The sequence below is a fragment of the Gilliamella sp. genome (genome assembly GCF_024104075.1).
Classification (GTDB): Bacteria; Pseudomonadota; Gammaproteobacteria; order Enterobacterales; family Orbaceae; genus Gilliamella; species Gilliamella bombi.
The window spans coordinates 1-25,854 of record NZ_JAGGHR010000016.1; the positions used below are offsets into that span (position 1 = coordinate 1).

The 25,854-nt window shown below is 35.8% G+C and carries 30 protein-coding genes; 11 read left to right on the forward strand and 19 right to left on the reverse strand.

From position 1 onward, the window contains the following. Window positions 1–643: 643 nt before the first annotated feature. From galU to J6569_RS06275, 6 genes are all read right to left on the reverse strand, one after another. Window positions 644–1,558 carry a UTP--glucose-1-phosphate uridylyltransferase GalU gene (gene galU, locus J6569_RS06250; RefSeq protein ID WP_085165994.1) on the reverse strand — a complete coding sequence of 305 codons (915 nt, stop codon included), beginning with the start codon at window positions 1,556–1,558 and terminating at the stop codon, window positions 644–646. Between the two features lie 19 nt (window positions 1,559–1,577). Next, complete coding sequence (locus J6569_RS06255; RefSeq protein ID WP_296318054.1) at window positions 1,578–2,096, reverse strand: DUF2569 domain-containing protein; 519 nt, start codon at window positions 2,094–2,096, stop codon at window positions 1,578–1,580. After that, window positions 2,093–2,608 carry a hypothetical protein gene (locus tag J6569_RS06260; protein WP_296318055.1) on the reverse strand — a complete coding sequence of 172 codons (516 nt, stop codon included), beginning with the start codon at window positions 2,606–2,608 and terminating at the stop codon, window positions 2,093–2,095. Before J6569_RS06260 ends, J6569_RS06255 begins: the two co-directional genes overlap by 4 nt. A 54-nt stretch (window positions 2,609–2,662) precedes the next feature. After that, window positions 2,663–2,812 (reverse strand): entericidin A/B family lipoprotein, encoded by a 150-nt coding sequence (locus J6569_RS06265; protein ID WP_202983972.1) that lies wholly within the window; start codon window positions 2,810–2,812, stop codon window positions 2,663–2,665. Window positions 2,813–2,829: 17 nt separating this feature from the next. After that, entirely contained in the window at window positions 2,830–4,032 is a 1,203-nt protein-coding gene (locus tag J6569_RS06270) for an amino acid aminotransferase (protein WP_296318056.1), read from the reverse strand. Window positions 4,033–4,301: 269 nt separating this feature from the next. Beyond that, window positions 4,302–4,685 (reverse strand): RidA family protein, encoded by a 384-nt coding sequence (locus J6569_RS06275; protein ID WP_034915311.1) that lies wholly within the window; start codon window positions 4,683–4,685, stop codon window positions 4,302–4,304. 180 nt (window positions 4,686–4,865) lie between these two features. Here J6569_RS06275 and ffh point away from each other — a divergent pair, with 180 nt between their 5' ends. Further along, window positions 4,866–6,233, forward strand: a complete 1,368-nt coding sequence (gene ffh / locus J6569_RS06280) for a signal recognition particle protein (protein ID WP_034915314.1) — start codon at window positions 4,866–4,868, stop codon at window positions 6,231–6,233. Window positions 6,234–6,353: 120 nt separating this feature from the next. Here the strand turns inward: ffh and J6569_RS06285 are convergent, their stop codons facing one another. Beyond that, window positions 6,354–7,226: an EamA family transporter gene (locus J6569_RS06285; protein ID WP_065589708.1), complete on the reverse strand. Its 873-nt coding sequence runs from the start codon at window positions 7,224–7,226 to the stop codon at window positions 6,354–6,356. Window positions 7,227–7,336: 110 nt separating this feature from the next. Then, complete coding sequence (gene ispB / locus J6569_RS06290) at window positions 7,337–8,323, reverse strand: octaprenyl diphosphate synthase (protein WP_174799337.1); 987 nt, start codon at window positions 8,321–8,323, stop codon at window positions 7,337–7,339. A 156-nt stretch (window positions 8,324–8,479) separates the two neighbouring features. On the opposite strand from ispB, the gene J6569_RS06295 reads away from it, so the two are divergent. Continuing rightward, a complete protein-coding gene (locus J6569_RS06295; protein ID WP_296318057.1) occupies window positions 8,480–9,307 on the forward strand; it encodes a TonB family protein in 828 nt (275 codons plus the stop codon). Between the two features lie 63 nt (window positions 9,308–9,370). Here the strand turns inward: J6569_RS06295 and pepP are convergent, their stop codons facing one another. Together pepP and J6569_RS06305 are read right to left on the reverse strand one after the other, a co-directional pair. Next, on the reverse strand, window positions 9,371–10,690 hold the full coding sequence (gene pepP, locus J6569_RS06300; protein ID WP_296318058.1) for a Xaa-Pro aminopeptidase: 1,320 nt from the start codon (window positions 10,688–10,690) through the stop codon (window positions 9,371–9,373). Between the two features lie 33 nt (window positions 10,691–10,723). Further along, on the reverse strand, window positions 10,724–11,275 hold the full coding sequence (locus J6569_RS06305; RefSeq protein WP_065589711.1) for a UPF0149 family protein: 552 nt from the start codon (window positions 11,273–11,275) through the stop codon (window positions 10,724–10,726). A gap of 144 nt (window positions 11,276–11,419) precedes the next feature. Between J6569_RS06305 and J6569_RS06310 the strand changes: the two genes are divergently transcribed. The 4 genes from J6569_RS06310 (at window position 11,420) to crr (ending at window position 14,436) form a co-directional block, all read left to right on the forward strand. Further along, window positions 11,420–11,752, forward strand: a complete 333-nt coding sequence (locus J6569_RS06310; RefSeq protein WP_296300516.1) for a hypothetical protein — start codon at window positions 11,420–11,422, stop codon at window positions 11,750–11,752. Window positions 11,753–11,885: 133 nt separating this feature from the next. Next, window positions 11,886–12,143 (forward strand): phosphocarrier protein Hpr, encoded by a 258-nt coding sequence (gene ptsH, locus J6569_RS06315; protein ID WP_034911114.1) that lies wholly within the window; start codon window positions 11,886–11,888, stop codon window positions 12,141–12,143. Window positions 12,144–12,195: 52 nt separating this feature from the next. Then, window positions 12,196–13,923 (forward strand): phosphoenolpyruvate-protein phosphotransferase PtsI, encoded by a 1,728-nt coding sequence (gene ptsI / locus J6569_RS06320; RefSeq protein WP_085166005.1) that lies wholly within the window; start codon window positions 12,196–12,198, stop codon window positions 13,921–13,923. A gap of 9 nt (window positions 13,924–13,932) precedes the next feature. Then, entirely contained in the window at window positions 13,933–14,436 is a 504-nt protein-coding gene (gene crr / locus J6569_RS06325) for a PTS glucose transporter subunit IIA (protein WP_065574261.1), read from the forward strand. A 78-nt stretch (window positions 14,437–14,514) separates the two neighbouring features. On the opposite strand, the gene pgi is transcribed toward crr, so the two are convergent. Then, a complete protein-coding gene (gene pgi, locus J6569_RS06330) occupies window positions 14,515–16,164 on the reverse strand; it encodes a glucose-6-phosphate isomerase (protein WP_296318059.1) in 1,650 nt (549 codons plus the stop codon). Window positions 16,165–16,474: 310 nt separating this feature from the next. On the opposite strand from pgi, the gene fmt reads away from it, so the two are divergent. Beyond that, a complete protein-coding gene (fmt, locus tag J6569_RS06335; protein ID WP_174799331.1) occupies window positions 16,475–17,437 on the forward strand; it encodes a methionyl-tRNA formyltransferase in 963 nt (320 codons plus the stop codon). 43 nt (window positions 17,438–17,480) lie between these two features. Here the strand turns inward: fmt and tehB are convergent, their stop codons facing one another. Continuing rightward, a complete protein-coding gene (tehB, locus tag J6569_RS06340; protein WP_296318060.1) occupies window positions 17,481–18,341 on the reverse strand; it encodes an SAM-dependent methyltransferase TehB in 861 nt (286 codons plus the stop codon). 190 nt (window positions 18,342–18,531) lie between these two features. Here tehB and fabI point away from each other — a divergent pair, with 190 nt between their 5' ends. The 4 genes from fabI (at window position 18,532) to J6569_RS06360 (ending at window position 21,169) form a co-directional block, all read left to right on the forward strand. Then, window positions 18,532–19,320 (forward strand): enoyl-ACP reductase FabI, encoded by a 789-nt coding sequence (gene fabI, locus J6569_RS06345; protein ID WP_034911124.1) that lies wholly within the window; start codon window positions 18,532–18,534, stop codon window positions 19,318–19,320. A gap of 167 nt (window positions 19,321–19,487) precedes the next feature. Further along, window positions 19,488–20,063 (forward strand): peptidylprolyl isomerase, encoded by a 576-nt coding sequence (gene slyD / locus J6569_RS06350; protein ID WP_085166009.1) that lies wholly within the window; start codon window positions 19,488–19,490, stop codon window positions 20,061–20,063. Between the two features lie 176 nt (window positions 20,064–20,239). Further along, window positions 20,240–20,911, forward strand: a complete 672-nt coding sequence (gene radC, locus J6569_RS06355; protein ID WP_065589719.1) for a DNA repair protein RadC — start codon at window positions 20,240–20,242, stop codon at window positions 20,909–20,911. 54 nt (window positions 20,912–20,965) lie between these two features. Continuing rightward, a complete protein-coding gene (locus J6569_RS06360; protein ID WP_034911129.1) occupies window positions 20,966–21,169 on the forward strand; it encodes a SlyX family protein in 204 nt (67 codons plus the stop codon). A gap of 174 nt (window positions 21,170–21,343) precedes the next feature. Here J6569_RS06360 and rplQ read toward each other — a convergent pair whose 3' ends face one another. The 7 genes from rplQ to secY all read right to left on the reverse strand — a co-directional run bounded on the left by rplQ (window position 21,344) and on the right by secY (window position 25,848). Then, on the reverse strand, window positions 21,344–21,730 hold the full coding sequence (rplQ, locus tag J6569_RS06365; RefSeq protein ID WP_065589720.1) for a 50S ribosomal protein L17: 387 nt from the start codon (window positions 21,728–21,730) through the stop codon (window positions 21,344–21,346). A gap of 29 nt (window positions 21,731–21,759) precedes the next feature. Next, window positions 21,760–22,749, reverse strand: coding sequence for a DNA-directed RNA polymerase subunit alpha (rpoA, locus tag J6569_RS06370; RefSeq protein WP_034911133.1), 990 nt, complete (start codon window positions 22,747–22,749; stop codon window positions 21,760–21,762). Between the two features lie 25 nt (window positions 22,750–22,774). Then, window positions 22,775–23,395, reverse strand: a complete 621-nt coding sequence (rpsD, locus tag J6569_RS06375; RefSeq protein ID WP_034911134.1) for a 30S ribosomal protein S4 — start codon at window positions 23,393–23,395, stop codon at window positions 22,775–22,777. Window positions 23,396–23,436: 41 nt separating this feature from the next. Then, on the reverse strand, window positions 23,437–23,826 hold the full coding sequence (gene rpsK / locus J6569_RS06380; protein ID WP_025314405.1) for a 30S ribosomal protein S11: 390 nt from the start codon (window positions 23,824–23,826) through the stop codon (window positions 23,437–23,439). A gap of 15 nt (window positions 23,827–23,841) precedes the next feature. After that, on the reverse strand, window positions 23,842–24,198 hold the full coding sequence (rpsM, locus tag J6569_RS06385) for a 30S ribosomal protein S13 (protein WP_025314404.1): 357 nt from the start codon (window positions 24,196–24,198) through the stop codon (window positions 23,842–23,844). A 169-nt stretch (window positions 24,199–24,367) separates the two neighbouring features. Further along, window positions 24,368–24,481 (reverse strand): 50S ribosomal protein L36, encoded by a 114-nt coding sequence (gene rpmJ / locus J6569_RS06390; protein ID WP_025314403.1) that lies wholly within the window; start codon window positions 24,479–24,481, stop codon window positions 24,368–24,370. A gap of 26 nt (window positions 24,482–24,507) precedes the next feature. Next, window positions 24,508–25,848, reverse strand: a complete 1,341-nt coding sequence (secY, locus tag J6569_RS06395) for a preprotein translocase subunit SecY (protein ID WP_174799329.1) — start codon at window positions 25,846–25,848, stop codon at window positions 24,508–24,510. Between the last annotated feature and the right edge of the window lie 6 nt (window positions 25,849–25,854).

The window sequence follows — 25,854 nt, forward strand, 5'->3', positions numbered from 1 at the left end:
TAGGATTATTTGATAAATTTAAGACATAGGTTTGCCAGTGCTTGTGCCTTGTGCCTTGTGCCTTGTGCCTAAAATAATAATGCATTATGGTTTACCTGTCAAGTAATTATTTGTTTTATTTAGATTTTTATAATTATTTGCTTATTTAATAAGCTTGTTTTCCTATAACGGCGAAAGTATAACCATTTATAAAATAGTTGGCTAGTTTTTTAGCGGACTTTTTTGTAAAGAAATGTAAAGATAAAAACGATTTGTCTTTATAGATAGGTGAATTTTCTAATTAAAATAAGGTGTTAGTTTTATAATTTTTTGTATTTTGCGGAATGATTAATATTGCTGATAACATCTAAAACACAAACACACCCAACAACCTAGTTTAGCGTACTAGCTTTACTTCGTTATCGGCATATTTTGATGCTGTGATAAAGCTGGCTGATTAACATTGTAGTGCTATAAGCGTGTTTCTTGCTCTAAAATCGTTCAGGTGGACTATTGATTTTATTGAAATTTTTATTTTTAAATAAACCTAGCGGTTATTGCAGGCTTAGAGGGGGCAGTGTAATGGTTTCGGATGTTGTCACTGATGTTAATTATTTCCACAAAAGGTCAAAACATTCGAAACCTAGCTAACCTAAATCAAAAATTAAAGCGTTTTTAACCAAGCTTTAACATCGCTACCTAAGCTTTTATGTCGCATTGCGTATTGTACAAATGTTTGTACATAGCCAAGTTTATTACCGCAGTCATGACTACGACCTTTTATGCAATAGGCATCAACACAATCTTCTTCCAGTAACATAGCAATTGCGTCGGTCAATTGAATTTCACCACCTGCACCTAATGGCGTTTTGGCAAGTAGAGGCCAGATTTTTTCAGATAGAACATAACGTCCAACAACGGATTCGTTTGATGGTGCTTCTTCAACTGATGGTTTTTCAACTACGCTGTACATTTGTGCAACATTACCCGCAGATAGCTCTTGACCACGACAATCAACAATACCGTAAGAAGAAACTAATTCTTTTGGCACGGGCTCTACCATGATTTGGCTATGTTTGGTTTCATGGTAATTTTTGATCATTGCAGCTAAATTATCGCTGGTAAGGTCACTTTCGTATTCATCGATAATCACATCAGGTAAAACAACAGCAAATGGTTCATCACCAACTAAAGGATAAGCACATAATACCGCATGACCAAGCCCTTTTGCCAAACCTTGGCGGACGCTAGTTATGGTAACATTTTTAGGTAAAATGCCTTGTACTTCTTGCAATAATTGACGTTTAACACGCGCCTCTAACATGGCTTCTAATTCAAAACTGGTATCGAAATGGTTTTCAATTGAGTTTTTTGATGAGTGCGTAACAAATATAATTTCAGTTATGCCTGCGGCAATACACTCTTTAACTACATATTGAATAAGTGGCTTGTCAACAACGGGGAGCATCTCTTTTGGAATAGCTTTAGTTGCTGGTAACATACGAGTACCCAAACCGGCAACAGGGATAACCGCTTTTGTTACTTTTCCATTTACTGAATTGTCTAAATTTGATGTCATTTTATTTCCTTAAAACAAATTAACTAATTATGTCGCTATGAGTAACTTCACTATGGCGACCATTAACAAATGTATTTTTGACTCGAACTGACTTTAACACATAAGCAATCCAAATACTGGTATAAATGATTGCTATCACAATATCTTTTATAAAAGAAAACTCAAATTTAACTTCAAATGGTAACACTATAAAAAGATACCAACATCTTTGAATTAGCTTAAAAACAATAAAACTGCAACTAAATATAATAAAAAAGTTAGGAAATTTATAACTTTTAGTAAAATATAAAAATATAATATAAGCGTTTAAAAGCAATAATAAACAATTTAGACCCATGTCACCTAAAATAAACAGACCCAAATGAATTGTGTGCATTTTCGAGTAGGGATCCAATAATTGTGTCCATACGTCGATAAAATCAATCGCATTTAGTCTAGAAAAAGTAACATATCCAATAAAAATAAAACAAAAAAATAATTCAATACCAACTAAAATTAGCCAACCGCCTAATCCTTTAAGTTCTTTTTCCTTGATCATTTTTGTACCTGTTTAATAATCGATAAATCGTTAGATTCAATTAGCAAAGGATTATCTCTGTCTTTAGCTAAAGAATCAATAGCGATATAAACGATTTGGCAATTTTGTAACACGGCTTGTCTTACTACGAATTTTGCTTTTCGATCACGTGCCTCTTTTTGTGCTTTGCTGATGTAAAGGTCATCATATCCATCCTCATATAAAGAGGCCCTTTCAAATAAATTTGGCGTTCGCCAAAATGTCTGTTTGGGATAATTGCGAATAAGAATTTGATCGGTTAATTTGCCTTTTATTCCTGCATAACTACTGGGCAAATGTTTGCCTTCTCGACTCTGGCTAATATAAACATGCTGATAGCTTGGTTTATTTGAAGGGAGTGGGTTTAATAAAAATTCAATACCTGATAGGTTTGAATATTGACAATTTTCCATAGTTAAAGGTGCAGTTCGAAAGTTTAACGAGCTGCACCCAACAAGTAAAAATAATGTAACTGTAAATAAAATACGTGACATTTAACCAAATATATTTAAGACATTAAAATATTTGTAGATAGTCTATAACCTTAGTTACATTTTATCACTCACTTTTTCGGCTGTATGTGAAATGGCTTTTCCACCTGATTCGACATCTTGACCAACACCTTTTACGGTGTTACATCCAACAACTAAAGTCGCCATTGCTATACCTAATATTAACATTAACATTTTATGGAACATAAAAATACACTCCTTTATTAACATGATTGTTTTAGTGCAGCAAATGCTTCTGCCACACGTTCGATATTATGGTGATTTAAACCCGCTACACACATTCTTCCGCTACCCACCAAATAAATAGCAAAATTATCTTTTAATTGTGTAACTTGCTCTTTACTAAAACCGGTATAACTAAACATGCCCTGCTGTTTTACTAAATAATCAAAATGACAATCAGGTGCCGCTTTTTTTAATAATTCAACCAGAGTTGATCGCATGGTTACGATGCGCGTTCTCATGGATTCGACTTCTTTTAACCATTGCGCTTTAAGTTCTGGATTATTTAAAACATAACTCACTAACTGCACGCCATATGCCGCTGGGGTTGAATAATTTTGGCGAACCGTTGCTTGTAATTGTCCTAACACACGGTTAGCGATCTGGCTGTTATCACATAAAACAGATAATCCTCCCACTCGTTCACCATAAAGTGAAAATGTTTTCGAAAATGAGTTACTAACAAATCCACACAATCCTACATCTGCCATTTTTCGAATCGCATAAACGTCTTGTTCAATACCATTGCCAAAGCCTTGATAAGCAATATCCATAAATGGAATGAGATCTCGTGCTTGTAAAACTGCTATTACTTTATCCCACTGTGCTTGCGTTAGATCAGCGCCAGTTGGGTTATGGCAACAAGGGTGTAGTAAGACTATGCTTTTAGCTGGTAGTTGATTTAATGTTTCAAGCATTGCTTCAAATTTTACGCCACATGTTTGTTCATCAAAGTAAGGATATTGGTTTACTTTAAAACCTGCACCATTAAAAATGGCGATGTGATTTTCCCAAGTTGGATCGCTGACCCATACTTGTGAATTTGGGAAATAGCGAAATAAAAAATCAGCACCTATTTTAAGAGCACCCGATCCGCCTAAGGTTTGTATCGTTGCGATACGTTTATCTTTAGAGGCCGAATGATCTTCACCAAATAATAAAGATTGGATCGCTTGGCAATAAGCTGGTAGGCCACTCATGGGTAAATACAATTGAGCATCTTGGTTGTGATGATAGATATAATCACGCGCCGTTTTAATACATTGTAATTGAGGCACTATGCTATTTTCATCATAATAATAACCAATACTTAAATTTATTTTGTTGTCTCGACTATCATTAATAAATTCAGTTACTAGTGATAAGATGGGGTCCCCTGGGTACGGCTCTACTTTTTCAAACATTTTTACAATCCAATTGGTACAAATAATAATAATAAATAATTGTAGATTATTGCACCAACTCTATTGGCGATCAATCATTAAATAATAGTTTAATAGCAAATAATTAAGTTGATTTTTGGTTGGAAAATTGCCGTTTTTTAATAAGATGAATAAAGAACAAAATAACCCAAAAAGTCATGTTTTTATATTAATTTTATACTGAAACACATAGTTACCTGAAACTTTTTGACAAAAATTAGCACCTATTGGTGCTAATCTGATAAGCAAATTTATTTAGCGGCAATAACTTCGATTTCGACTTTGGCATCTTTGGGAATTCGAGCTACTTGTACGCAAGAACGTGCAGGGAAAGATGCATTATTTTCAATAAAAAAGGCTTCGTATACTGCATTTACCGTAGCAAAGTCATTGATATCAGCTAAGAAAATAGTCGTTTTAACGATATTACTTACTTGATAGCCAGCCGCAGTGATGATCGCTTTAACATTCGCTAAACTCTGTTTGGCTTGCTCTTTAACACAAGTTGGCATTTCACCAGTTGTTGGATCTAATGGAATTTGTCCTGAGGCAAATAACATATTACCTAAATCTACTGCTTGAACATAAGGCCCAATAGCTGCTGGCGCTTTATCAGTACTAATTACTTTTGCCATGTCCGATTTTCTCCTTTTTAATTTATTCTGCTTTGTGATTATTAAGAATCGTCTTTTTCTCTTTCCTCATTTCAACAGGAACACAATTTTGTGTCAAGTCAGTGCAAAATTATGATCGTGGGACTTATTGAAATTTTCTGATATGATAATGGCAATTTTTCATTTATTACGAGAGTTAATATGTTCGAGAATTTAACCGACCGTTTATCACAGACATTCCGCAATATTAGTGGTCGAGGACGATTATCTGAAGATAATATCAAAGATGCATTGCGCGATGTTCGTATGGCACTACTTGAGGCCGATGTTGCACTACCCGTAGTTCGTGAATTTATTAATCAAGTTAAAGAAAAGGCTGTTGGATTAGATGTCAATAAGAGCTTAACCCCAGGTCAAGAATTTATCAAAATAGTTCAGGCAGAATTAACAACTGCTATGGGTGAGGTTAATAGTTCGCTCAATTTGGCAACTCAACCACCTGCAGTGATTTTAATGGCAGGTTTGCAAGGGGCAGGTAAAACAACGAGCGTTGCTAAGCTAGCTAAATTTTTAAAAGAAAAACATAAAAAGAAAGTGTTGGTTGTTTCTGCCGATGTTTATCGCCCTGCTGCGATTAAACAGCTAGAAACATTAGCTAAAGCTATTGATGTTGAAGTTTTTCCATCTGATATTGCTGAAAAGCCAGTCAATATTGTTAATAAAGCTATTTCGCATGCTAAATTGCAATTTTTTGATGTGTTAATTGTTGATACTGCAGGCCGTTTGCATGTTGATAGCGATATGATGGATGAAATCAAAGCGCTCCATCATGCTGTCAATCCAATTGAAACGCTATTTGTGGTCGATGCTATGACAGGGCAAGATGCCGCTAATACCGCTAAAGCGTTTAATGATGCATTACCGCTTACTGGTGTAATTTTAACAAAAGTTGACGGGGATGCTCGTGGTGGTGCAGCGTTATCAATTCGCCACATTACCGGTAAGCCAATTAAATTTTTAGGAATGGGTGAAAAGACAGACGCTTTAGAGCCATTTTATCCTGATCGCATTGCTTCACGTATTTTAGGGATGGGCGATGTGCTATCTTTAATTGAAGAATTACAAAGCAACGTCGATCGCGAAAAAGCAGAAAAAATTGCCAAGAAGCTAAAAAAAGGTGACAAATTTGATTTTAATGATTTCCAAGATCAGTTAAAACAGATGCGTAATATGGGCGGAATGGGGGCTTTGTTAGCTAAATTACCCGGTGTTGGTCAACTTCCTGATCATATTAAAGCACAGATGGATGATAAAATTACCATCAAAATGGAGGCAATCATTGGTTCAATGACATTAAAAGAGCGTGCTAATCCTGAAATCATTAAAGGTTCTCGTAAACGCCGTATTGCCAACGGTTCGGGAACTCAGGTTCAAGATGTCAACAAGCTGTTAAAACAGTTTGAAGATATGCAAAAGATGATGAAAAAAATGAAAGGTGGCGGCATGATGAAGATGATGCGCCAAATGAAAGGATTAATGGGCGGTGGTATGGGATTACCTCCTCGTTAAGTCATTAATACTAAATTTTCAATTAAATGAGTTATATCTGAGTACTTAGTAACTGTTAACTATAGCTTGCCGTACAACCACTATCACACTTATAAATAGTGCAATAGTGGTTTTAATTATTTAATTGTTTGGTTTACTCGATTTTATTTTTACTGGACGACTCATAGTTAGCACTGTACCTATTGATGAGGTAATAATAAAAATAATGGCTAAGCACTGGTAGTGGGTTAGTTGTTCATGCAAAACAATGAGCCCAGAAAGCGCGGCAAAAACAGGCGATAAGCTCATTAATGTACTAAATGTTTGTGCCGGTAATTTTGGTAGTGCAATCATGTCTAATCCATAAGGGATTGCTGATGCTAATAATGAGACCAGAAAAACCATTGGGAGCAATTCCAACGAAAACATGGTACTGCCACTTTGCCAAATTCCAATAGGAAATAAAAAGCACGAAGCAATGACTGATCCAATCGCTACGCTGGCTGAGCCATAAATAGTGCTGGCTTTGCGTCCAAATAAGATGTAACACGCCCAACCACTTCCAGCTAATAGCGCAAATAAAATACCCTTGGGATCTAAATTGCTTGAAGCTTGTTCAATGGGTAAAAGCATGGCCAAGCCAATAATAGCAACACCTAACCAAATAAAATCAAGTACTTTACGCGAGGAGCACATCGCCACCATAATTGGCCCTGTGAGTTCAATGGCAACTGCAATACCTAGCGGAATTCTTGCGATTGCATTGTAAAACGCTAAATTCATACAACCAATTGAAATACCGTATAAAAAAATGTATTTTAATGCTTGTTTTGTCAGTGTTTTACGCCACGGCTTGAATATTAAAATTAACATAATTGCTGAAAAAAATAATCGCCAAGCTGTCATCCCTTCAGGCCCTAATACAGGAAACAGATATTTGGCTATTGAGGCACTGCCTTGCACTGAAATCATCGAGATAAAAATTAACAAAACAGGCCAAAACCTTTTAAGCATAAATAATTACCTTAAATTAAAGTTATTGTATATGAAACTAATGACAAAAAGTTTCAGGAAACTATGTGTTTGAGTATAAAAAGCATATATTTAATTGATTTATTGGCTAGTTAGTTTTCTCTTTTTACTGACAATAAGGCAAGATCTTGTAACGCTTGTTTATAAGGCGAATCAGGTAAAATTGCGATAACGTCAAACGCTTTTTGCGCTTCTTTTTGAGCAGTTTGTAACGTAAAATCTAGCGAACCACATTCGTCCATGATGTTTAAAATACGATCTAATAATTGTCGACCATTACCTTGCTCTATTGCTTGGCGTATTAATGCCGCATCTTGGGCGTTTTTTGTGTGGTGCATAGCATGTAAAAGCGGTAGAGTGGGCTTGCCTTCGTTAAGATCGTCCCCTAAATTTTTACCTAATTTTTGGTTGCTATCAGCACTATAATCGAGTAGATCATCAATGATTTGAAAGGCTGTGCCTAAATATTTTCCATATTCTTGTAGGGCGAGTTCTTGCTCCTCACTAGCTCCAGCTAGGACAGCAGCAGAATGCGATGTTGCTTCAAATAGACGTGCCGTTTTTCGATAAATTACATCTAAATATTGTTCTTTTGTGATATCTGGATCGTTACAATTAATCAACTGTTGTACTTCACCTTCAGCTATTACATTGGTTGCAGCCGACATGATCGTCAATACTTTAAACGATTCTGTTCGTACCATCATTTGAAAAGAGCGTGTGTAAATATAATCGCCAACTAATACGCTCGCGGCATTGCCAAAAAGTGCATTAGCGGTTGATTTGCCTCGGCGTAAATCGGATTCGTCAACAACATCATCATGCAATAAGGTGGCGGTATGAATAAATTCAATAAAAGCAGCAGTGATAATATGTTTATCGCCTTGGTAGTTGAGTGCTTTGGCTATTAATAATGCGATAACAGGGCGTATACGTTTGCCACCACTACTAATGATGTAATTGCCTAATTGATTAATTAAAGCCACATCAGAAGTTAGTTCTGCCTGTATTGCCTCATTTACTTTGACTAAATCATTTTTAACAAGATCGAGTATTTGATTCATTGATGGAGTATTCATCAGCCTAACCACTACAAATAATAGATATTTATTTTCTATTATCTGATAAATATCTTTATGCAACAAGGTATCATCCATCTTATTTTAAAATAATACTACAAATGATAAGCATTTTCATTTAGAATAACTGTCATTAAGTTAAATATGATTATTATTATGAAGATTAACTTTGATATAGATCTCGATGATACTAAGGCCCCTTTGAGTCCAATTAAAAAAAAACCTAAAAATACCTATGTATGTACATCAGTTTCTGTATTGTCGCATCTTATCTTATTTGCTTTGCTCTTTAGTTCTGCCTTGTTTGCTAAAAATGTTGCTGTTGATGAAGGCGATAATGCGATTAAAGCTATTATGGTCGATCTATCGCAATTTGCCGCCCCTGAACAATCATTAGTTGAAAATACCCCTGAAATTCAAGGTGCGGAAAATAGTGGACTGATCGATAACAAACAAATTGAAGAAAAACCAGTTGATCCTGTTGTTGAACCTGAAGTAGTTAAGGAAGAAAATCCTGAATCTATTCTCGAAAAAATATCTGATAAATCAACAGTTGAGCCCCAAAAGGAAGTTGTAGTAAAAAAAGAGAAAAAGCCGAAAAAAAAGCGCAGGCCAGTCCAAAAAGCTTCTCATAAACAAGTTAGGCAAGAAGTGGTTAGTGATAATTTGGCAAATACCTCTGTTGCACCCAAACTTTCAGATAATCGCCAATATTCAGGTAATCCTTCTCCAATTAGACGGAATCAACCTGAGTATCCACGCCGAGCGCTTGATATGCGCTTAGAAGGCTACGTGGTAGCAATGTTTGATATTAACAGCGATGGGCGAGTTGAAAATATTCGCATTGTTGAAGCAAATCCTAATAATATATTTAATCGTTCGGTAATAAATGCCATGAAAACTTGGAAATACAAACCAATTCCAGCAAAAGACCTAAAAATTAGAATTATTTTTAATCGTGATAAATCAATTAAGTTGGATTAATAATTAGGTAGATAAAAACAAAAAACCGTAATTTTTATTTTAAAAATTACGGTAACGACACAATTAATGAGTAAATTTATTTTCCATTAATTTTTCAATTTCAGCTGGGTCTTTTGGAACATCACCTGTCAGAACTTCATTTCCTGTGTCAGTAATTAAAATGTTATCTTCGATCCGAATACCGATACCTTTATATTGTGCTGGTACATCTGATTCTTGATTAATATAAAGCCCTGGTTCAACGGTCAATACCATTCCTGGCTCTAAAATTCGATCTCGTCCACTACCAACATCATGTACATCAATACCTAACCAATGGCCTAAACCGTGCATGTAATATTGTGTATAAGCTTTATTAGCAATTAAGCTATCAACATCACCTTGCATAATCCCGAGTTTTACTAAACCTTCTACCATCGTTCTTACAACTTGATTATTGACTTCCATAATTGAAGTACCCGGTTTAAACAATTTAATGGCTTGATATTGTGATGCTAAAACGATGTTATAAATTTCAAGTTGAGCTTGGTTAAATTTGCCATTGATAGGAAAAGTGCGAGTTATATCGCCTGCATAGTACTGATATTCACAACCCGCATCAATTAAAACTAAATCGCCATTTTTTAACTGCTGACTATTATTTTCATAATGTAGTATACATCCATTATTACCACTACCAACAATGGTGTTATAAGATGGTGCTCGTGCGCCATGCCACGCAAATTCATGCAAGATTTCAGCTTCTAGTTGATACTCATACATATTCGGTTTACATTTTTGCATTGCTCGAACGTGAGATTGAGCGCTGATTTTGCAAGCCTTGCGCAATATTTTTATTTCAAAATCTGATTTAAACATGCGCATTTGATGAACTATCGGTCGCCAATCGATCGTGCTGTTTGGTGCATAAAGATTTAATCTACTCCCTTGTCGCAGAGTATTCATTGTGCGATCTACGATTCTATCGGCATATTGATACTGTTGGTCAGCATGGTAAACCGCCGTTTTGCCATTTAATAAATCAGGTAATACTATTTCAATCTCATCAAATATATAAGCTTCATCAACAAAAACCGTCTTTAATGCGGCATCTTGACCTAAACGGTAACCTGTCCAAGTCTCTGCTAGCGTATCTTTTGGGCGATTAAATAATATGTATTTAGTTGTATTATCTTTTTGTTTAACTACTGCAAATACCGCTTCTGGTTCAGAAAAAAGTGTAAAATACCAAAAGTCGCTATTTTGTCGATATGGGTAGTGGGTGTCATTACTCCTCGTCATTTCTGGAGCAGCAAAAAAAAGTGCAACACTATTTGGTATCATTTGAGCTAGTAATTTTTCTCGACGTGCAAAAAGTTCTGTTTCGATATCAGTATTTATCATTGTGATGCCCCTGAAGATATAATGTTATTAATATTAATGGATTGTTGGGGGTGTGTCAGCCTCATTAAATTCGTTAAATTCATCAAAACATAGCATAGAAGTTATGCGAACATACTCTTTTATCTCTTCAAAAGCAAAACCAAGCTCTTGTTGATCTTCATTTTCATCATAGCCTAGTTTAATAATTTGACGTAGATCATAAATAGCTTCACCAACATCACCTTTGATGTGGTTAATTTTAGGTTGCACAAGTCCAATACCAAGTAAAAAATGATTTACCCAACCAACTAAATCATCCAGTTGTGTATATAAATCTTTGTCGCTAAGTAATAACTGAAAGCTGAAATCTTCTTCAAAAAATTGCTGTTTGATAAGCGCATAAAGTTGGCTAATTTTTTCATCTAATGATGTTGGCATTTTTTGACCATTGTTTAACATATCCTCAACTAATGGACGCCAGCTCTCGTCATTGTTACCTCCAGCTAATATGCCTGAAAGAAAACCATGTAACTCAGCAGCGGTAATGCCTATTTTATTTTGGATTAATTGGCGATTAAATTCGTCGTAATTAATAGTATCTGACATAAACTTCCCCTAATATTATTACATCAAGAAAAATGCACTCTGCACTTTCTTCAATTATTAGTATATAATTTGCATCTAATTATAAATCATAAACAGATTGCTTTGCTTTATAAAGGAATTATTTTGAACTTTATAGGATTTATCATGAAATTTTCACTGCAATTATTATTTTTTGCAGGATTAACATTATCATTAACCTCCTGTAGTTCGTTTTTATCGAATAAAGGCGTAATTGTCCTTGATGTGCAAGATAAAATACATACCTATGTAACCAGTCAAGACTTACCTAAATCTTATAAATTGGGTAATAGTGAGCAGGAATTACAGCGATTCGAGGCTTTCTGTAGAGAGGAGATCCGCGTATCACAACTTGATGGTAGTGAAGAAATCGTTTTTGAGAATATTAAACATGGAATCCATGGACAGGTAGAATTTAAAAAATGTAGTGATAAAGTCACTCGTATCTACCGATACTGATAAAGTATGGCTATCTTAATATGATAGCTAATACGACGACTTAATATAAAAGATCGATGAAATCTTACTAGCCTTTCAGGCAGTTTTTATTTATATTGGTCGGTGAAACAAAATATTTTGGGAGTAAAATAATATGTATAAACAAGATGTAACTATTACTGCATCTAACGGTCTTCATACCCGCCCTGCTGCACAATTTGTTAAAGAAGCAAAGAACTTTAATGCAGAAATTACTGTCACATCTAATGGTAAAAGTGCGAGTGCTAAAAGTCTGTTTAAGTTACAAACATTAGGCTTATCACAAGGCACAACTATTACCATTTCTGCCGAAGGTGAAGACGAAAAAGAAGCAGTTGCTCATTTAGTAAAATTAATTCCTGAGTTGGAATAATAACTCCCGATTAGCTATGAACGGTTTTAAAATAGAATAAGGATTAAATGTTATGGTATCAGGTACACTTGTTTCCCCCGGTATCGCTTTTGCTAAAGCGCTATTATTAAAAGAAGAGCCTATTGTTATTAGTAATAGGCAAATTCTTGATAACAAGATTGAGGCTGAAATTGAGCGCTTCAAGGAAGCTCGCCAAAAATCAAGTAAACAGCTACATACGATTATGGAACGAGCAAAATCCACATTAGGCGAAGATAAAGCGGCCATTTTTGAAGGGCATATTATGCTTCTTGAAGATGAGGATCTTGAACAAGAAGTTATTTCTCGTATTCAAAGTAAACATTCAACCGCTGATGCCGCTGTTCAATCTGTATTTGAAACTCAAGCTAAAGAATTAGAAAATCTAGATGATGAATATCTAAAAGAACGTGCCGCAGATATTCGTGATATTGGTAAACGTTTACTCAAAAATATTTTAGGTATTGAAATTGTTGACTTGAGTGCTATTAGCCAACCATGTATTTTAGTTGCAACCGATTTAACACCTTCTGAAACAGCTCAGCTAAACTTGGATATGGTGCTAGGTTTTATTACTGACGCTGGTGGACGCACCTCGCATACTTCAATTATGGCTCGCTCTTTAGAGATACCAGCTATCGTCGGAACATCTAATGCAACTCAAGCAATCAAACATGGCGATTTTGTTATTTTAGATGCTATAAATAATGCTATTTATATCAATCCAGATCACACAACGCAAGAAAAATTAAAACAAGTTCAAGCTAAATATATTAGTGATAAAGAAGAACTAGCTAAATTGAAAGATCTACCTGCTGTAACCCTTGATGGTCATCAAGTAGAGATTTGTGGTAACATCGGTACAGTACGCGATATTGCAGGTGCTGAACGTAACGGTTATGAAGGTGTTGGTCTATACCGTACTGAATTCTTATTTATGGATCGCGAAGCTTATCCTGATGAAGAAGAACAGTTTAAAGCATATAAAGAAGTAGCTGAATCAACCAATGGTTTATCGGTAATTGTCCGTACCATGGATATTGGTGGCGATAAGGATATACCTTATATGCATTTACCAAAAGAAGAGAATCCATTCTTAGGTTGGCGAGCAATTCGAATCTGTTTAGATCGTAAAGAAGTACTTCATGCACAACTACGCGCAATTTTGCGTGCATCAGCATTTGGTAAATTGCGCATTATGTTCCCAATGATTATTTCTGTTGAAGAAATCCGAACATTAAAATCCGAAATCAATACTCTTAAAGAACAATTGACTGCTGAAGGAAAATCATTTGATAAAAATATTGAAATCGGTGTAATGATTGAAACTCCTGCAGCCGCTGTGATTGCACATCACTTAGCCAAGGAAGTAGACTTTTTTAGTATCGGTACCAATGACTTAACTCAATATACACTTGCCGTTGACCGTGGTAACGAATTAATTTCTCACCTTTATAATCCGTTTTCGCCTTCAGTGCTAACTCTGATTAAAAATGTTATCGATGCTTCTCATAAAGAAGGTAAATGGACAGGTATGTGTGGAGAGCTTGCTGGTGATGAAAGAGCCACAATCTTATTGCTTGGTATGGGACTTGATGAATTTAGTATGAGTGCAGTATCAATTCCTAAAATCAAAAAATTAATTCGTAATACTAACTATGAAGAAGCGAAAAAATTTGCTGATACTGTATTAGAAAAAGCAACTTCTAAAGAAATCATTGATTTAATTGAAAATTACACTGCTGAAAAGCAAATTTGTTAGGAGGCAATAATGGGTCTATTCGATAAAATTAAGCAATTCGTATCCGATGATAATAAAAACAGCATCGAGATTATTGCTCCCTTAAGTGGCGAAATTGTCAAAATCGAAGATGTACCAGATGTGGTTTTTGCTGAAAAAATCGTTGGTGATGGGGTAGCAATTAAACCTTCTGGTAATAAAATTGTCGCTCCATTAAGTGGAAAAATAGGCAAAATTTTCGAAACCAACCACGCTTTTGCTATAGAATCGGATGAGGGCATTGAGCTTTTTGTTCACTTTGGTATTGATACAGTAGAACTAAAAGGTGAAGGCTTCAAACGAGTTGCTGAAGAAGGTCAGCAGGTAAAAGTAGGTGATACCATTATTGAAATTGATTTACCTTTACTTGAAAGCAAAGCTAAATCCGTATTAACTCCGGTAGTTATTTCTAATATGGAAACCATAATAGAATTAAATAAATTATCTGGCGCTGTCGAAGCAGGTAAAACTCCAATAATGCGTGTGAAAAAATAATTTTTTCACTATTATAAAAAACCTTCAGTTTTAGCTGAAGGTTTTTTTTATATTATAACTTATCTTTTTTAATAATACTTAACGCCATTTTTTGTATTGGTTGATTAAGCTATTGGTTGAATCATCGTGAGAGCTAACTGGTTTATCATCTGCTAATTCAGGTAAAATACGTCCAGCAAGTTGTTTACCAAGTTCAACACCCCATTGATCAAAACTAAATATATTAAGAATAACTCCTTGAGTAAAGATTTTATGCTCATACATCGCAACTAAGGCACCAAGAGTATAAGGTGTAATTTTTTTCACTAATATTGAATTAGTTGGTTTATTACCTTCAAATACTTTAAATGGTACAACAGATTTCACTTCATCAAGATTTTTTCCTGCAGCTATGAACTCTTGCTCGACCTGTTCTCTTGTTTTACCAAAAGCTAAAGCTTCAGTTTGAGCAAAAAAGTTAGATAATAATTTTGGGTGATGATCTCCAACTGGATTATGGCTTATTGCTGGCGCAATAAAATCACAAGGGATGAGTTTAGTACCCTGGTGAATTAATTGATAAAATGCATGTTGACCATTGGTTCCTGGTTCGCCCCAAATAATTGGACCTGTTGTGTAAGGTGTTTTATTACCGTTGCGATCGACACTTTTACCATTTGACTCCATATTTCCTTGTTGGAAATAAGCCGCAAAACGGTGCATGTACTGATCATATGGTAAAATAGCTTCAGTTTCAGCACCACAAAAATTATTGTACCAAATACCAATTAATGCCAGTAACGTTGGAATATTTTTATCAATTGGTGCGTTTTGGAAGTGCTTATCCATCGCATGGCCACCAGCTAAAAATTGTTTGAAGTTATCAAAACCAATTGATAAAACAATCGATAAGCCAATTGCCGACCAAGATGAATAACGTCCACCAACCCAATCCCAAAATTCAAACATATTAGCTGTATCAATACCAAATTTTTCAACTTCTTTAGCATTAGTTGAAAGTGCAACAAAGTGCAAAGCAACTGCTTTATCATCTTTAGCAGCATCAAGTAACCATGCTCGTGCTGTTTGTGCATTTGTCATAGTTTCTTGAGTGGTAAAAGTTTTGGATGCAACCAAAAATAAAGTAGTTTCAGGATTTAAGCCTTTTAACGCTTCAACGATATGTGTGCCATCTACATTTGATACGAAATGCATGTTCAAGTGGTTTTTGTAAGGTCGTAGTGCTTCGGTAATCATTACTGGCCCTAGATCCGAACCACCAATACCAATATTGACCACATCAGTAATGGCTTTACCAGCGTATCCTTTCCATTCACCATTAATGATTTTTTTACTGAATGATTCCATCTTAGCTAAGACAGTATTAACATCATCCATCACATTCTTACCATCAACATAAATTGGTGTATTTGATACATTACGTAATGCAACATGTAATACAGCTCGATTTTCTGTACGATTAATCTTTTCACCACTATACATGGCTTTAGTAGCACCAATTAGATCGCATTCATCAGCTAGCTTATAAAGCAACTCTAGCGTCTCTTGTGTCACTCTATTTTTAGATAAATCAACCAAAAACTCTTCTTCAAAAGGAATAGTAAGCTTTTCAACACGTTTTGGTTCTTCTTTCAGAATTTGTGCAATGGTTTTATTGTGGTGTTTTTCGTAACTAGCTTGAAGGGATTTCCAAGATTGGGTTGTTGTTGGATCAATTGATTTTAACATAATTTATTCCTTAAATAATATTGCATTATAGCCATAATATAACTATGCCTAACATGATGCAAGATAAGGATCTCATCGATTAAAATAATTCGCTAGAAACCCATAAAGCGTTTTTTCTGAAATCATTTGTAACGTTTAATCGTATTAAATTAGAGGGATAATTACACAACATAACCTAATGTATATAAATATTATCAATATTTATACCAACTAAAGATGTTTATCATATCCATGAGTTTTTTTGATTAAAGATTCTCACTAAAATTTCGGGTATAATTCAGATAAATTTTTGATTATGGACATAACGCTTATGCCACATGCAACTAAACCTTTAAATATTATTTTTGCAGGTACACCCGATTTTGCTGCAACTCATTTAAAAGCTCTTATTAACTCACGCCATAATGTAATTGCTGTTTTTACGCAACCAGATCGCCCTGCAGGTCGTGGTAATAAATTAACAGCAAGCCCTGTTAAACAATTAGCTGTTGAGCATAATATTCCTGTTTATCAACCAGCAACGCTTAAATCCGAAGAAAATCAAAAAATCATTGCTGAATTAAATGCTGACATTATGGTTGTTGTTGCTTATGGACTTATTTTGCCACAAGCTGTACTTGGTATACCTAGATTAGGTTGCTTAAATGTGCATGGTTCGTTATTACCCCGTTGGCGAGGTGCTGCGCCAATTCAACGTGCATGTTGGGCAGGCGATGAAGAAACAGGCATTACCATTATGCAGATGGATGCAGGGCTTGATACGGGTGATATGCTTTATAAGCTTACCTGTCCTATTGAGCAATCCGATACTAGCGCATCACTGTATGAGAAACTCGCAAAACTCGGTCCCCAAGGCTTGCTTGATACATTAGAGTTAATCACTGAAGGAAAAATCCAACCTGAAAAACAAGATGAGGCGCAAGCAACCTATGCCGAAAAGCTGTCAAAACAGGAAGCTAAACTTGATTGGAATTTGCCTGCCGTGCAACTTGAACGTTGCGTTCGGGCTTTTAACCCATGGCCAGTGAGTTATTTTGAGGTTAATGGTGAGCCTGTAAAAGTATGGCAAGCCCATGTGGTAAAAATGGATTCAAAACAGACGGCTGGCACAATTTTGCAAGCCAATAAAAATGGCATTTGTATTGCAACCAGCAACGGCGCATTGAATATGATACTTTTGCAACCTGCTGGGAAAAAACCGATGTCTGCCCAAGATTTGTTAAACTCACGCAAGGCTTGGTTTACGGTCGGCGAAAAATTAAATACACGTTAATCGATTAATGTATAAAATTACAGGATGCTATATCCTGTAATCGTTATCGTTTTTTAGCCAATAAGGTTGCAAACCTTAATTTGATTCTGTTTCCATGTATATCCGTTTTATGCAATTGTCCAACATCTTCATTATATTTTAGTATTTCCCAATCTTGGTAATATTGGCGCAATTCGTTTTCTTTAAAAGTAAATGAAAACCCAACAGAGCAAGGGTAATCAGGCGTAGACATGGCGCTGACAATTAAATTATATCCCCCTGATTTGGTCATTTTTTGCATGTTATTAATAATAGCTGGAATTCTTTCGGGTTGTAAAAACATCATGACAACGGTCAAAAAAATAAAATCATATTCGCCCGGTAAATTTGCTTGATTGATATCGTAAACCATTGCATTAATGTGCTTAAGGTTATCATCATTAATGATTTTTTGTAAGTTTCCAATACTGAGCTCTGATTTATCAATCGCGGTAACATCAAAGCCTTGTAACTGCAAGTAAAGTGAATTACGACCTGAACCACAACCTAAATCCAATGCCTTTCCTGTTTGGATAATCTTTGTTGCGTTAATTACCTCGGAGTGGGTTTTGGTCATTTGGTATTTTTTTTGAGTATAATCCTCAGGCAAACAGTAAAATGCTAACTGGCACTGTAAGTCATCTGATATTTCGGCTATACGGTGCCATTGCTGTGGCAATATAAATGGCGGTTGCTGCTGAGTATCAAAACAATGCTTAGTAATCACTTCGCCTTGTTCGGTTAACATTTCAAAACCAATACTTCCTTTTAAAATTTCTAACTTCGCCCATGTACCAATTTGGGTATTATGCTTTTGACGCAACAACGCAGGTAATGTATCAGCATTCCAAATAGGCAATGTTTTGTAACAAACTAAATTATTCAAATTGGTACCTCCTATAAAAAAACAATAATTGACTATTATAGTAGGATATTAATATGGTAAACAATCATTTATTTTAGACAATAAAATAAAAACCTATCAACGAAAATAAATTTATAGTGGCGAAGTTGGCTTGATCAACATATAATCGTCATCATCCTAGACTATATAGTGAAAATTAGAGGAATAATTTATGGGATTTTTAACAGGTAAACGTATACTCGTTACGGGTGTTGCAAGTAATCGTTCAATTGCTTACGGTATTGCACAAGCAATGCATCGTGAAGGCGCTGAACTCGCTTTTACTTACCAAAATGATAAATTAAAAACACGCGTTGAAGAGTTTGCCGCTGATTTTGGTTCTAAAATCGTTTTACCTTGCGATGTTGCTCATGATGAAAGCATCTCTGAACTATTTTCTGAACTTGCAAAAACTTGGGATAAATTTGATGGTTTTGTTCATGCTATTGCTTTCGCACCAGGTGATCAATTAGATGGCGATTATGTTAATGCTGTTACCCGTGAAGGTTTTGCTATTGCTCACGATATTAGCTCTTATAGCTTCGTTGCTATGGCTAAGGCATGTCGTTCAATGCTAAATCCAAATTCAGCATTAGTGACACTTTCTTATCTTGGTGCTGAGCGTGCAATCCCTAACTATAATGTAATGGGACTAGCTAAAGCCTCACTAGAAGCAAATGTGCGTTATATGGCAAATGCTATGGGGCCTGAAGGTGTCCGTGTTAATGCAATTTCAGCAGGCCCTATTCGTACACTGGCGGCATCGGGTATTAAAGATTTCAAAAAAATGTTATCTCACTGTGAATCAGTAACACCAATCCGTCGCACTGTGACAACCGAAGATGTGGGTAATTCAGCAGCATTTTTATGTTCAGATTTAGCATCAGGTATTACAGGTGAAGTCATTCACGTTGACGGTGGATTTAGCATCGCTGCGATGAATGAATTAGAACTTAAATAAGCTGCTCTCAGTGTGTGTGAAAAAGGCGCTAAACCATAAATGTTTGCGCCTTTTTTATTTTATTTTTTGGTAAGTTTTGAACAAAAATATAAAATTTAGAATACTTATACTCTTTTTTCCGTTAAAATCTAATGTAATTTGCTCAATAAAAGTTTGTTGGAGAAAAAATGAAAATAGCAAAAAATACAGTGGTTAGTTTAGCATACCAAGTTCGCACTAAAGACGGTGTTTTAGTTGATGAAGCAACTACGACAGCGCCATTAGAATATTTACATGGTGCAGGTAACTTGCTACAAGATCTTGAGAACGCATTAGATGGTCACCAAGTTGGCGACAAATTTGACGTTGAGCTAATTAATGCTTACGGGGATTTTAATGATGCTCTTGTACAAAATGTTCCTCGTGACGTTTTTGTTGGTGTAGATGAACTTGAAGTCGGTATGCGATTTTTTGCTGATACCGAGCATGGTTCTTTACCCGTTGAAATCACCGCTATCGATGGCGATACCATCACTATTGATGGAAACCATATGTTAGCTGGACAAGATTTACAATTTAACGTTGAAGTATTGGCTATTCGTGAAGCTACTGAAGATGAAATTGCTCACGGGCATATTCATGGTGAGCATGGTCATGATCACGGACATGGCGGTTGTGGCTGTGGTGGTCATTCTCATGAAGACGAAGATGATGAAAACACAGGCTGCTGTGGCGGTGGCCATGGTGGCTGCGGTTGTCACTAATTCTTAATTAATTTAAATTAAATTTTAAAAGCGCTATATAGCGCTTTTTATTTACTTCTGTTTTGTGTTTTTGCTTAATAAGTTGTGAAACAACTCCCAATATTTTAAATTATCATTTTGCTTTGCTAATTTTTCCTTTAATAATCTTTATTTTACGATTATTGGGATCTGCAACTATGCCTTCACAACCAATAGCATTAATGCCGCGTGAAAAGCTTTTAAAATTTGGCGTTGAAGCACTCAGTGATACTGAATTACTTGCTCTTTTTTTACGCACTGGCACTCGAGATTTGCCTGTTTTGGAACTGTCACAAAAGCTATTAAATGAGTTTGGTTCTTTTTATAATTTAATTAATGCAAGCCATAGTGATTTTTGCAAGAAGAAAGGATTGGGAACGGCTAAATATACACAATTGAAAGCAGTTGTTGAACTTTCTTATAGATATTTAAAAGTTAAAATGACTACCGATAATTTTTTGACATCGTCATCTTTGACACATCACTATTTAGCTAGTCGATTGGCTAATAAAGATCGTGAAGTTTTTATGGTTATTTTTTTAGATAATCAAAATCGCGTCATAGCATCAGAAGATATGTTTGTCGGTACCTATAATTGTGTTGAAGTCCACCCAAGAGAAGTTGTTAGACGAGCATTACAACATAACGCAGCCGCATTGATTCTAGCTCATAATCATCCTTCAGGTGTGGCAAAACCTAGTCAGGCAGATCGCCATCTTACACAAAAAATAGAAGAAGTTTGTGAATTGGTTGATATTCGAGTCATAGATCATATTGTTATAGGTAAAGGTGAATATTTCTCTTTTGCAGAGCATGGATGGATTTCGTAGCTATTTTTACTTACAATGTAATTTAATCAACTAATCTATATATGAATTTATTTTATGAACCAGCAATTAGAATTACTTGAAACCAAAGTAGCTTTTCAAGAAATCACCATTGAAGAACTTAATCAAATGGTAACTAACCTTCAAGCTGATGTTAGCAAATTAAAAGAACAATTGACGTTATTGTCTCAAAAACTACAGGCAACACAACCTTCAAACATTGCTAATTTATCTGAAGAAACACCACCACCTCACTATTAATTGTATTTATGAGGTAAATAACTGTTGTTAACAATTATTTATTTAATAATTTTGTCTTGATCTCTTTTAGTTTTTAACTAATTTTAACTAAAGTTAGTAATTTGAGTTTTCAAATATAGTAAACATAAATAAAAAACCGGCATATAGCCGGTTTTAATACACAATGATTTATTATTATTCAGCTGATGCTGCTTCTTCTACTGCAGGACGATCAACTAATTCAATATAAGCCATTGGAGCATTATCTCCATCACGGAAACCACATTTTAAAATACGTACATAACCGCCAGGACGGGTAGCAAAACGTGGACCTAAATCTGAAAATAATTTTTTAACTGTATCTTTATCACGGATACGAGCAAAAGCCAGACGGCGATTAGCTACGCTATCGCTTTTGGCTAGCGTAATTAACGGTTCAACAACACGACGCAACTCTTTTGCTTTAGGCAATGTAGTTTTGATGATTTCATGTTCAACAAGTGAACTTGTCATGTTACGAAACATTGCTTGACGATGGCTGCTATTTCGGTTCAGTTGACGACCACTTTTACGATGGCGCATAACTTTATCCTTCTTATATAAATTTTATCTTAGTCTTCAACAATACTTGCTGGTGGCCAATTCTCAAGACGCATGCCTAAAGATAAACCACGAGATGCGAGCACGTCCTTAATTTCAGTAAGTGATTTCTTACCAAGATTAGGGGTTTTAAGTAACTCAACTTCGGTACGTTGTACTAAATCACCAATATAATGAACTGCTTCTGCCTTTAAGCAATTAGCAGACCGAACAGTTAATTCCAAATCATCTACTGGACGTAAAAGGATTGGATCAAATTCCGGTTTATCTTCTTTAACTTCTGGTTGACGTACATCTCGTAAATCAACGAAAGCTTCAAGTTGTTCAGCCAAAATAGTTGATGCACGACGAATAGATTCTTCTGGATCGATAGTACCATTAGTTTCCATATCGATAACAAGTTTATCTAAATCCGTACGTTGTTCCACACGAGCAGCATCAACAGAATATGCAATGCGCTCTACAGGGCTATAACATGCGTCAACTAACAGACGACCGATTGGTCGTTCTTCATCTTCTGACTTAACGCGAGCAGAAGCAGGGACATAACCACGTCCTCGTTGTACACGAATACGCATACTAATTGAAGCATTGGCATCAGTAAGATGACAAATCACTAAATCAGGATTAACAATTTCAACATCACCATCATGAGTGATATCAGATGCTGTTACTGCACCTATGCCCGATTTGTTTAAAGTCAGCATAACATCATCTTTCGTATGTACACGTACTGCTAATTTTTTTAAATTAAGCAGAATATCAAGTACATCTTCTTGAACGCCTTCTTTAGTACTGTACTCATGCAGAACACCGTCAATTTCAACTTCGGTTACTGCATATCCCGGCATAGATGATAATAAAATGCGGCGTAGTGCATTACCTAAAGTATGGCCAAAACCACGTTCTAGTGGCTCTAAAGTCACTTTAGCATGTGTTTGGCTGTATTGAACAACATCAACTAGGTGAGGTTTTAAAAACTCTGTTACAGAACCCTGCATTATGTCCTCTCTTAAGTGCTAAACTTTACTTAGAGTAAAGTTCGACGATCAAATGTTCGTTGATATCAGCAGATAAATCTGAACGTTCTGGTAAGCGTTTAAATACACCTTCCATTTTGCTAGCATCAACTTCTAACCATGTTGGTTTTTCACGTTGTTCAGCTAGCTCTAAAGCGGCTTTAATACGTGCTTGTTTTTTTGATTTTTCGCGAACACTAATCACATCTTCAGGTGAAACTTGATAAGATGCAATATTCACAACACGACCATTAACAAGAACAGCTTTATGACTAACTAATTGACGAGCTTCAGCACGAGTTGCACCAAATCCCATGCGATAAACAACGTTATCTAAGCGACGTTCTAAAAGACCAAGTAGGTTTTCACCGGTATTGCCTTTAATTCGAGCTGCGCTTTTGTAGTAATTACGGAATTGACGTTCTAAAATTCCATAAATACGTCTAACTTTTTGCTTTTCACGTAACTGAACACCATAATCTGATAAACGCGGTTTACGCGCACCATGTTGTCCAGGAGCTTGCTCTAATTTACATTTACTATCAATCGCTCGGACACCAGATTTAAGGAATAAATCTGTACCTTCACGACGACTTAATTTGAGTTTTGGTCCCAAATATCTTGCCATTTTATTTCTCCAATAATCCTAAACATTCAATGTTTAAAAAATTAAACACGACGTTTCTTTGGTGGACGACAACCGTTATGAGGAATCGGAGTAACATCAGTAATGTTAGTGATGCGATAACCCGCTGCATTTAATGCACGAATTGTTGACTCACGACCAGGACCAGGTCCTTTTACCATAACTTCCAGATTCTTAATTCCGTAATCTTTGACAGCTTCAGCACAACGTTCTGCGGCCACTTGAGCTGCAAAAGGAGTTGATTTACGAGAGCCACGGAAACCAGAACCACCAGCGGTTGCCCAACCTAACGCATTACCTTGACGATCGGTAATAGTTACGATTGTATTGTTGAATGATGCATGAATATGAGCTATACCATCAGAAACTTGCTTTTTTACACGTTTACGTGTACGAACAGGTGTCTTTGCCATTTAATTATACCTCAATTATTTCTTGATTGGCTTACGCGGTCCCTTACGGGTACGAGCGTTAGTCTTTGTGCGTTGACCGCGAACAGGAAGTCCACGACGGTGACGCATGCCACGATAACAACCAAGGTCTAATAAACGCTTGATACTCATAGTTACTTCTCGGCGTAAATCACCTTCAACAGTGAATTTAGCGACTTGTTCACGTAACTTTTCAATCTGATCTTCAGATAGTTCTCTGATCTTAACATGTTCAGGAATACCAGCTTCAGCACAAATTGTCTTAGCTCGAGTATTTCCAATACCATAAATTGCTTGTAAAGCAATTACAGCATGTTGTTGATCAGGAATGTTAATGCCTGCTATACGGGCCACTATGCACTCCTTTATTGTTAATGTTTAGCAAATTCACCATACTGAAAAGCCCGTTTTCAGGATACTCAAACAGTGAATTTACAAATAAATCTAGGCTGGCTATTCTAGCCAGCTTTACTATACTTTGGCAAGAAAAATATGCAAAAGCTCAACTTTCCAGTTAAATAAATTAACCTTGACGTTGTTTGTGTTTACCTTCAACGCAAATAACACGAACGATGCCATTACGTTTAATGATTTTACAATTTCTGCATAATTTCTTGACTGAAGCACGAACTTTCATTTTTTTCTCCGTAACTTCTGGCTAACTTATCGGCCATAGCCTTTAAGATTCGCTTTCTTTAACACTGACTCATAACGATTTGGCATCATTAAAGTCTGTACTTGTGCCATAAAATCCATGATTACAACAACAACAATTAATAACGATGTCCCACCAAATTGAACTGGAACCTTCATTGCGCTTGTCATAAACATTGGAACCAAACATACAAAAGTAATGTAGATTGCGCCAATTAGCGTTAAACGAGTCATTACCTTGTCAATATACTTAGATGTTTGTTCACCTGGACGGATACCTGGAATAAATGCACCAGATTTTTTTAGCTGATCTGCTGTTTCTCTTGGGTTAAAAACCAATGCTGTATAGAAGAAACAAAAGAAGATAATCGCCGCAGCAAAAAAGATTATGTATAACGGTTGATCATGATTGAAGTATTGACCGATAAGTACAATAAAATATCTCCATCCTTCACCATCTCCTTGGAACCAAGAAGCCATCATTGATGGTAACATAGCAATTGTCGAGGCAAATATCGCTGGAATAACTCCTGCCATATTAATCTTTAATGGTAAGTGTGTACTTTGTGCTGCGTAAACACGACGACCTTGTTGTCGTTGCGCATAGTTAACAACAATTCGTCGCTGACCACGTTCAACAAATACAACAAAATAAGTTACACCAACCACTAATGCAGCAACAACCAATAATAAAATCGGATGCAATGAACCAGAGCGAGCTTGTTCAAGTGTTTCATAAATAGCATGAGGAAGACTTGCCACAATACCAGCAAAGATAATGATAGAAATACCATTACCTACACCTCGTTCGGTGATTTGTTCGCCCAACCACATAAGAAACATAGTGCCAGTAACTAAGCTAACCGATGCGATAAAATAGAAAGAAAATCCTGGATTAATTACAACATGTTCATAACCAGGAATATTTGGTAAACCAGTTGAAATACCAATAGCCTGTACTATTGCTAAAGCAAGTGTGCCATAACGAGTGTACTGACTAATTTTTTTACGACCTGATTCACCTTCTTTCTTCAATTCTGCTAACTTAGGGCTAATTGCCGTTAATAACTGCACGATAATTGATGCGGAAATATAAGGCATTATCCCTAATGCAAAAATTGAAGCACGGCTTAAAGCACCACCAGAGAACATATTGAACATACCAACAATACCGTTTGACGATGCTATTGTTAATAAGTCCGATAACGCTTTTGTATCAATACCAGGAACCGGAATATAAGAACCAAGACGAAAAACAATAAGCGCTAAAAGCACAAACATCAAGCGTCTTTTAAGCTCACCACTACCGCCCCGTGTACTTTGAAAATCTAATCCTGGTTGCTTTGCCATCTTTCT

Bases quoted from the DNA above. Each gene is read 5' to 3' on its own strand.
- fmt (WP_174799331.1), top strand. From the start codon at position 16,475: ATGCCACATGCAACTAAACCTTTAAATATTATTTTTGCAGGTACACCC.
- J6569_RS06270 (WP_296318056.1), bottom strand. From the start codon at position 4,032: ATGTTTGAAAAAGTAGAGCCGTACCCAGGGGACCCCATCTTATCACTA.
- ptsI (WP_085166005.1), top strand. From the start codon at position 12,196: ATGGTATCAGGTACACTTGTTTCCCCCGGTATCGCTTTTGCTAAAGCG.
- pepP (WP_296318058.1), bottom strand. From the start codon at position 10,690: ATGATAAATACTGATATCGAAACAGAACTTTTTGCACGTCGAGAAAAA.
- J6569_RS06260 (WP_296318055.1), bottom strand. From the start codon at position 2,608: ATGTCACGTATTTTATTTACAGTTACATTATTTTTACTTGTTGGGTGC.
- J6569_RS06255 (WP_296318054.1), bottom strand. From the start codon at position 2,096: ATGATCAAGGAAAAAGAACTTAAAGGATTAGGCGGTTGGCTAATTTTA.
- rpoA (WP_034911133.1), bottom strand. From the start codon at position 22,749: ATGCAGGGTTCTGTAACAGAGTTTTTAAAACCTCACCTAGTTGATGTT.
- rpsK (WP_025314405.1), bottom strand. From the start codon at position 23,826: ATGGCAAAGACACCTGTTCGTACACGTAAACGTGTAAAAAAGCAAGTT.
- ptsH (WP_034911114.1), top strand. From the start codon at position 11,886: ATGTATAAACAAGATGTAACTATTACTGCATCTAACGGTCTTCATACC.
- J6569_RS06285 (WP_065589708.1), bottom strand. From the start codon at position 7,226: ATGCTTAAAAGGTTTTGGCCTGTTTTGTTAATTTTTATCTCGATGATT.
- ispB (WP_174799337.1), bottom strand. From the start codon at position 8,323: ATGAATACTCCATCAATGAATCAAATACTCGATCTTGTTAAAAATGAT.
- rplQ (WP_065589720.1), bottom strand. From the start codon at position 21,730: ATGCGCCATCGTAAAAGTGGTCGTCAACTGAACCGAAATAGCAGCCAT.
- rpsD (WP_034911134.1), bottom strand. From the start codon at position 23,395: ATGGCAAGATATTTGGGACCAAAACTCAAATTAAGTCGTCGTGAAGGT.
- rpmJ (WP_025314403.1), bottom strand. From the start codon at position 24,481: ATGAAAGTTCGTGCTTCAGTCAAGAAATTATGCAGAAATTGTAAAATC.
- secY (WP_174799329.1), bottom strand. From the start codon at position 25,848: ATGGCAAAGCAACCAGGATTAGATTTTCAAAGTACACGGGGCGGTAGT.
- fabI (WP_034911124.1), top strand. From the start codon at position 18,532: ATGGGATTTTTAACAGGTAAACGTATACTCGTTACGGGTGTTGCAAGT.
- pgi (WP_296318059.1), bottom strand. From the start codon at position 16,164: ATGTTAAAATCAATTGATCCAACAACAACCCAATCTTGGAAATCCCTT.
- J6569_RS06305 (WP_065589711.1), bottom strand. From the start codon at position 11,275: ATGTCAGATACTATTAATTACGACGAATTTAATCGCCAATTAATCCAA.
- radC (WP_065589719.1), top strand. From the start codon at position 20,240: ATGCCTTCACAACCAATAGCATTAATGCCGCGTGAAAAGCTTTTAAAA.
- J6569_RS06275 (WP_034915311.1), bottom strand. From the start codon at position 4,685: ATGGCAAAAGTAATTAGTACTGATAAAGCGCCAGCAGCTATTGGGCCT.
- J6569_RS06360 (WP_034911129.1), top strand. From the start codon at position 20,966: ATGAACCAGCAATTAGAATTACTTGAAACCAAAGTAGCTTTTCAAGAA.
- galU (WP_085165994.1), bottom strand. From the start codon at position 1,558: ATGACATCAAATTTAGACAATTCAGTAAATGGAAAAGTAACAAAAGCG.
- crr (WP_065574261.1), top strand. From the start codon at position 13,933: ATGGGTCTATTCGATAAAATTAAGCAATTCGTATCCGATGATAATAAA.
- slyD (WP_085166009.1), top strand. From the start codon at position 19,488: ATGAAAATAGCAAAAAATACAGTGGTTAGTTTAGCATACCAAGTTCGC.
- J6569_RS06295 (WP_296318057.1), top strand. From the start codon at position 8,480: ATGAAGATTAACTTTGATATAGATCTCGATGATACTAAGGCCCCTTTG.
- ffh (WP_034915314.1), top strand. From the start codon at position 4,866: ATGTTCGAGAATTTAACCGACCGTTTATCACAGACATTCCGCAATATT.
- J6569_RS06310 (WP_296300516.1), top strand. From the start codon at position 11,420: ATGAAATTTTCACTGCAATTATTATTTTTTGCAGGATTAACATTATCA.
- J6569_RS06265 (WP_202983972.1), bottom strand. From the start codon at position 2,812: ATGTTCCATAAAATGTTAATGTTAATATTAGGTATAGCAATGGCGACT.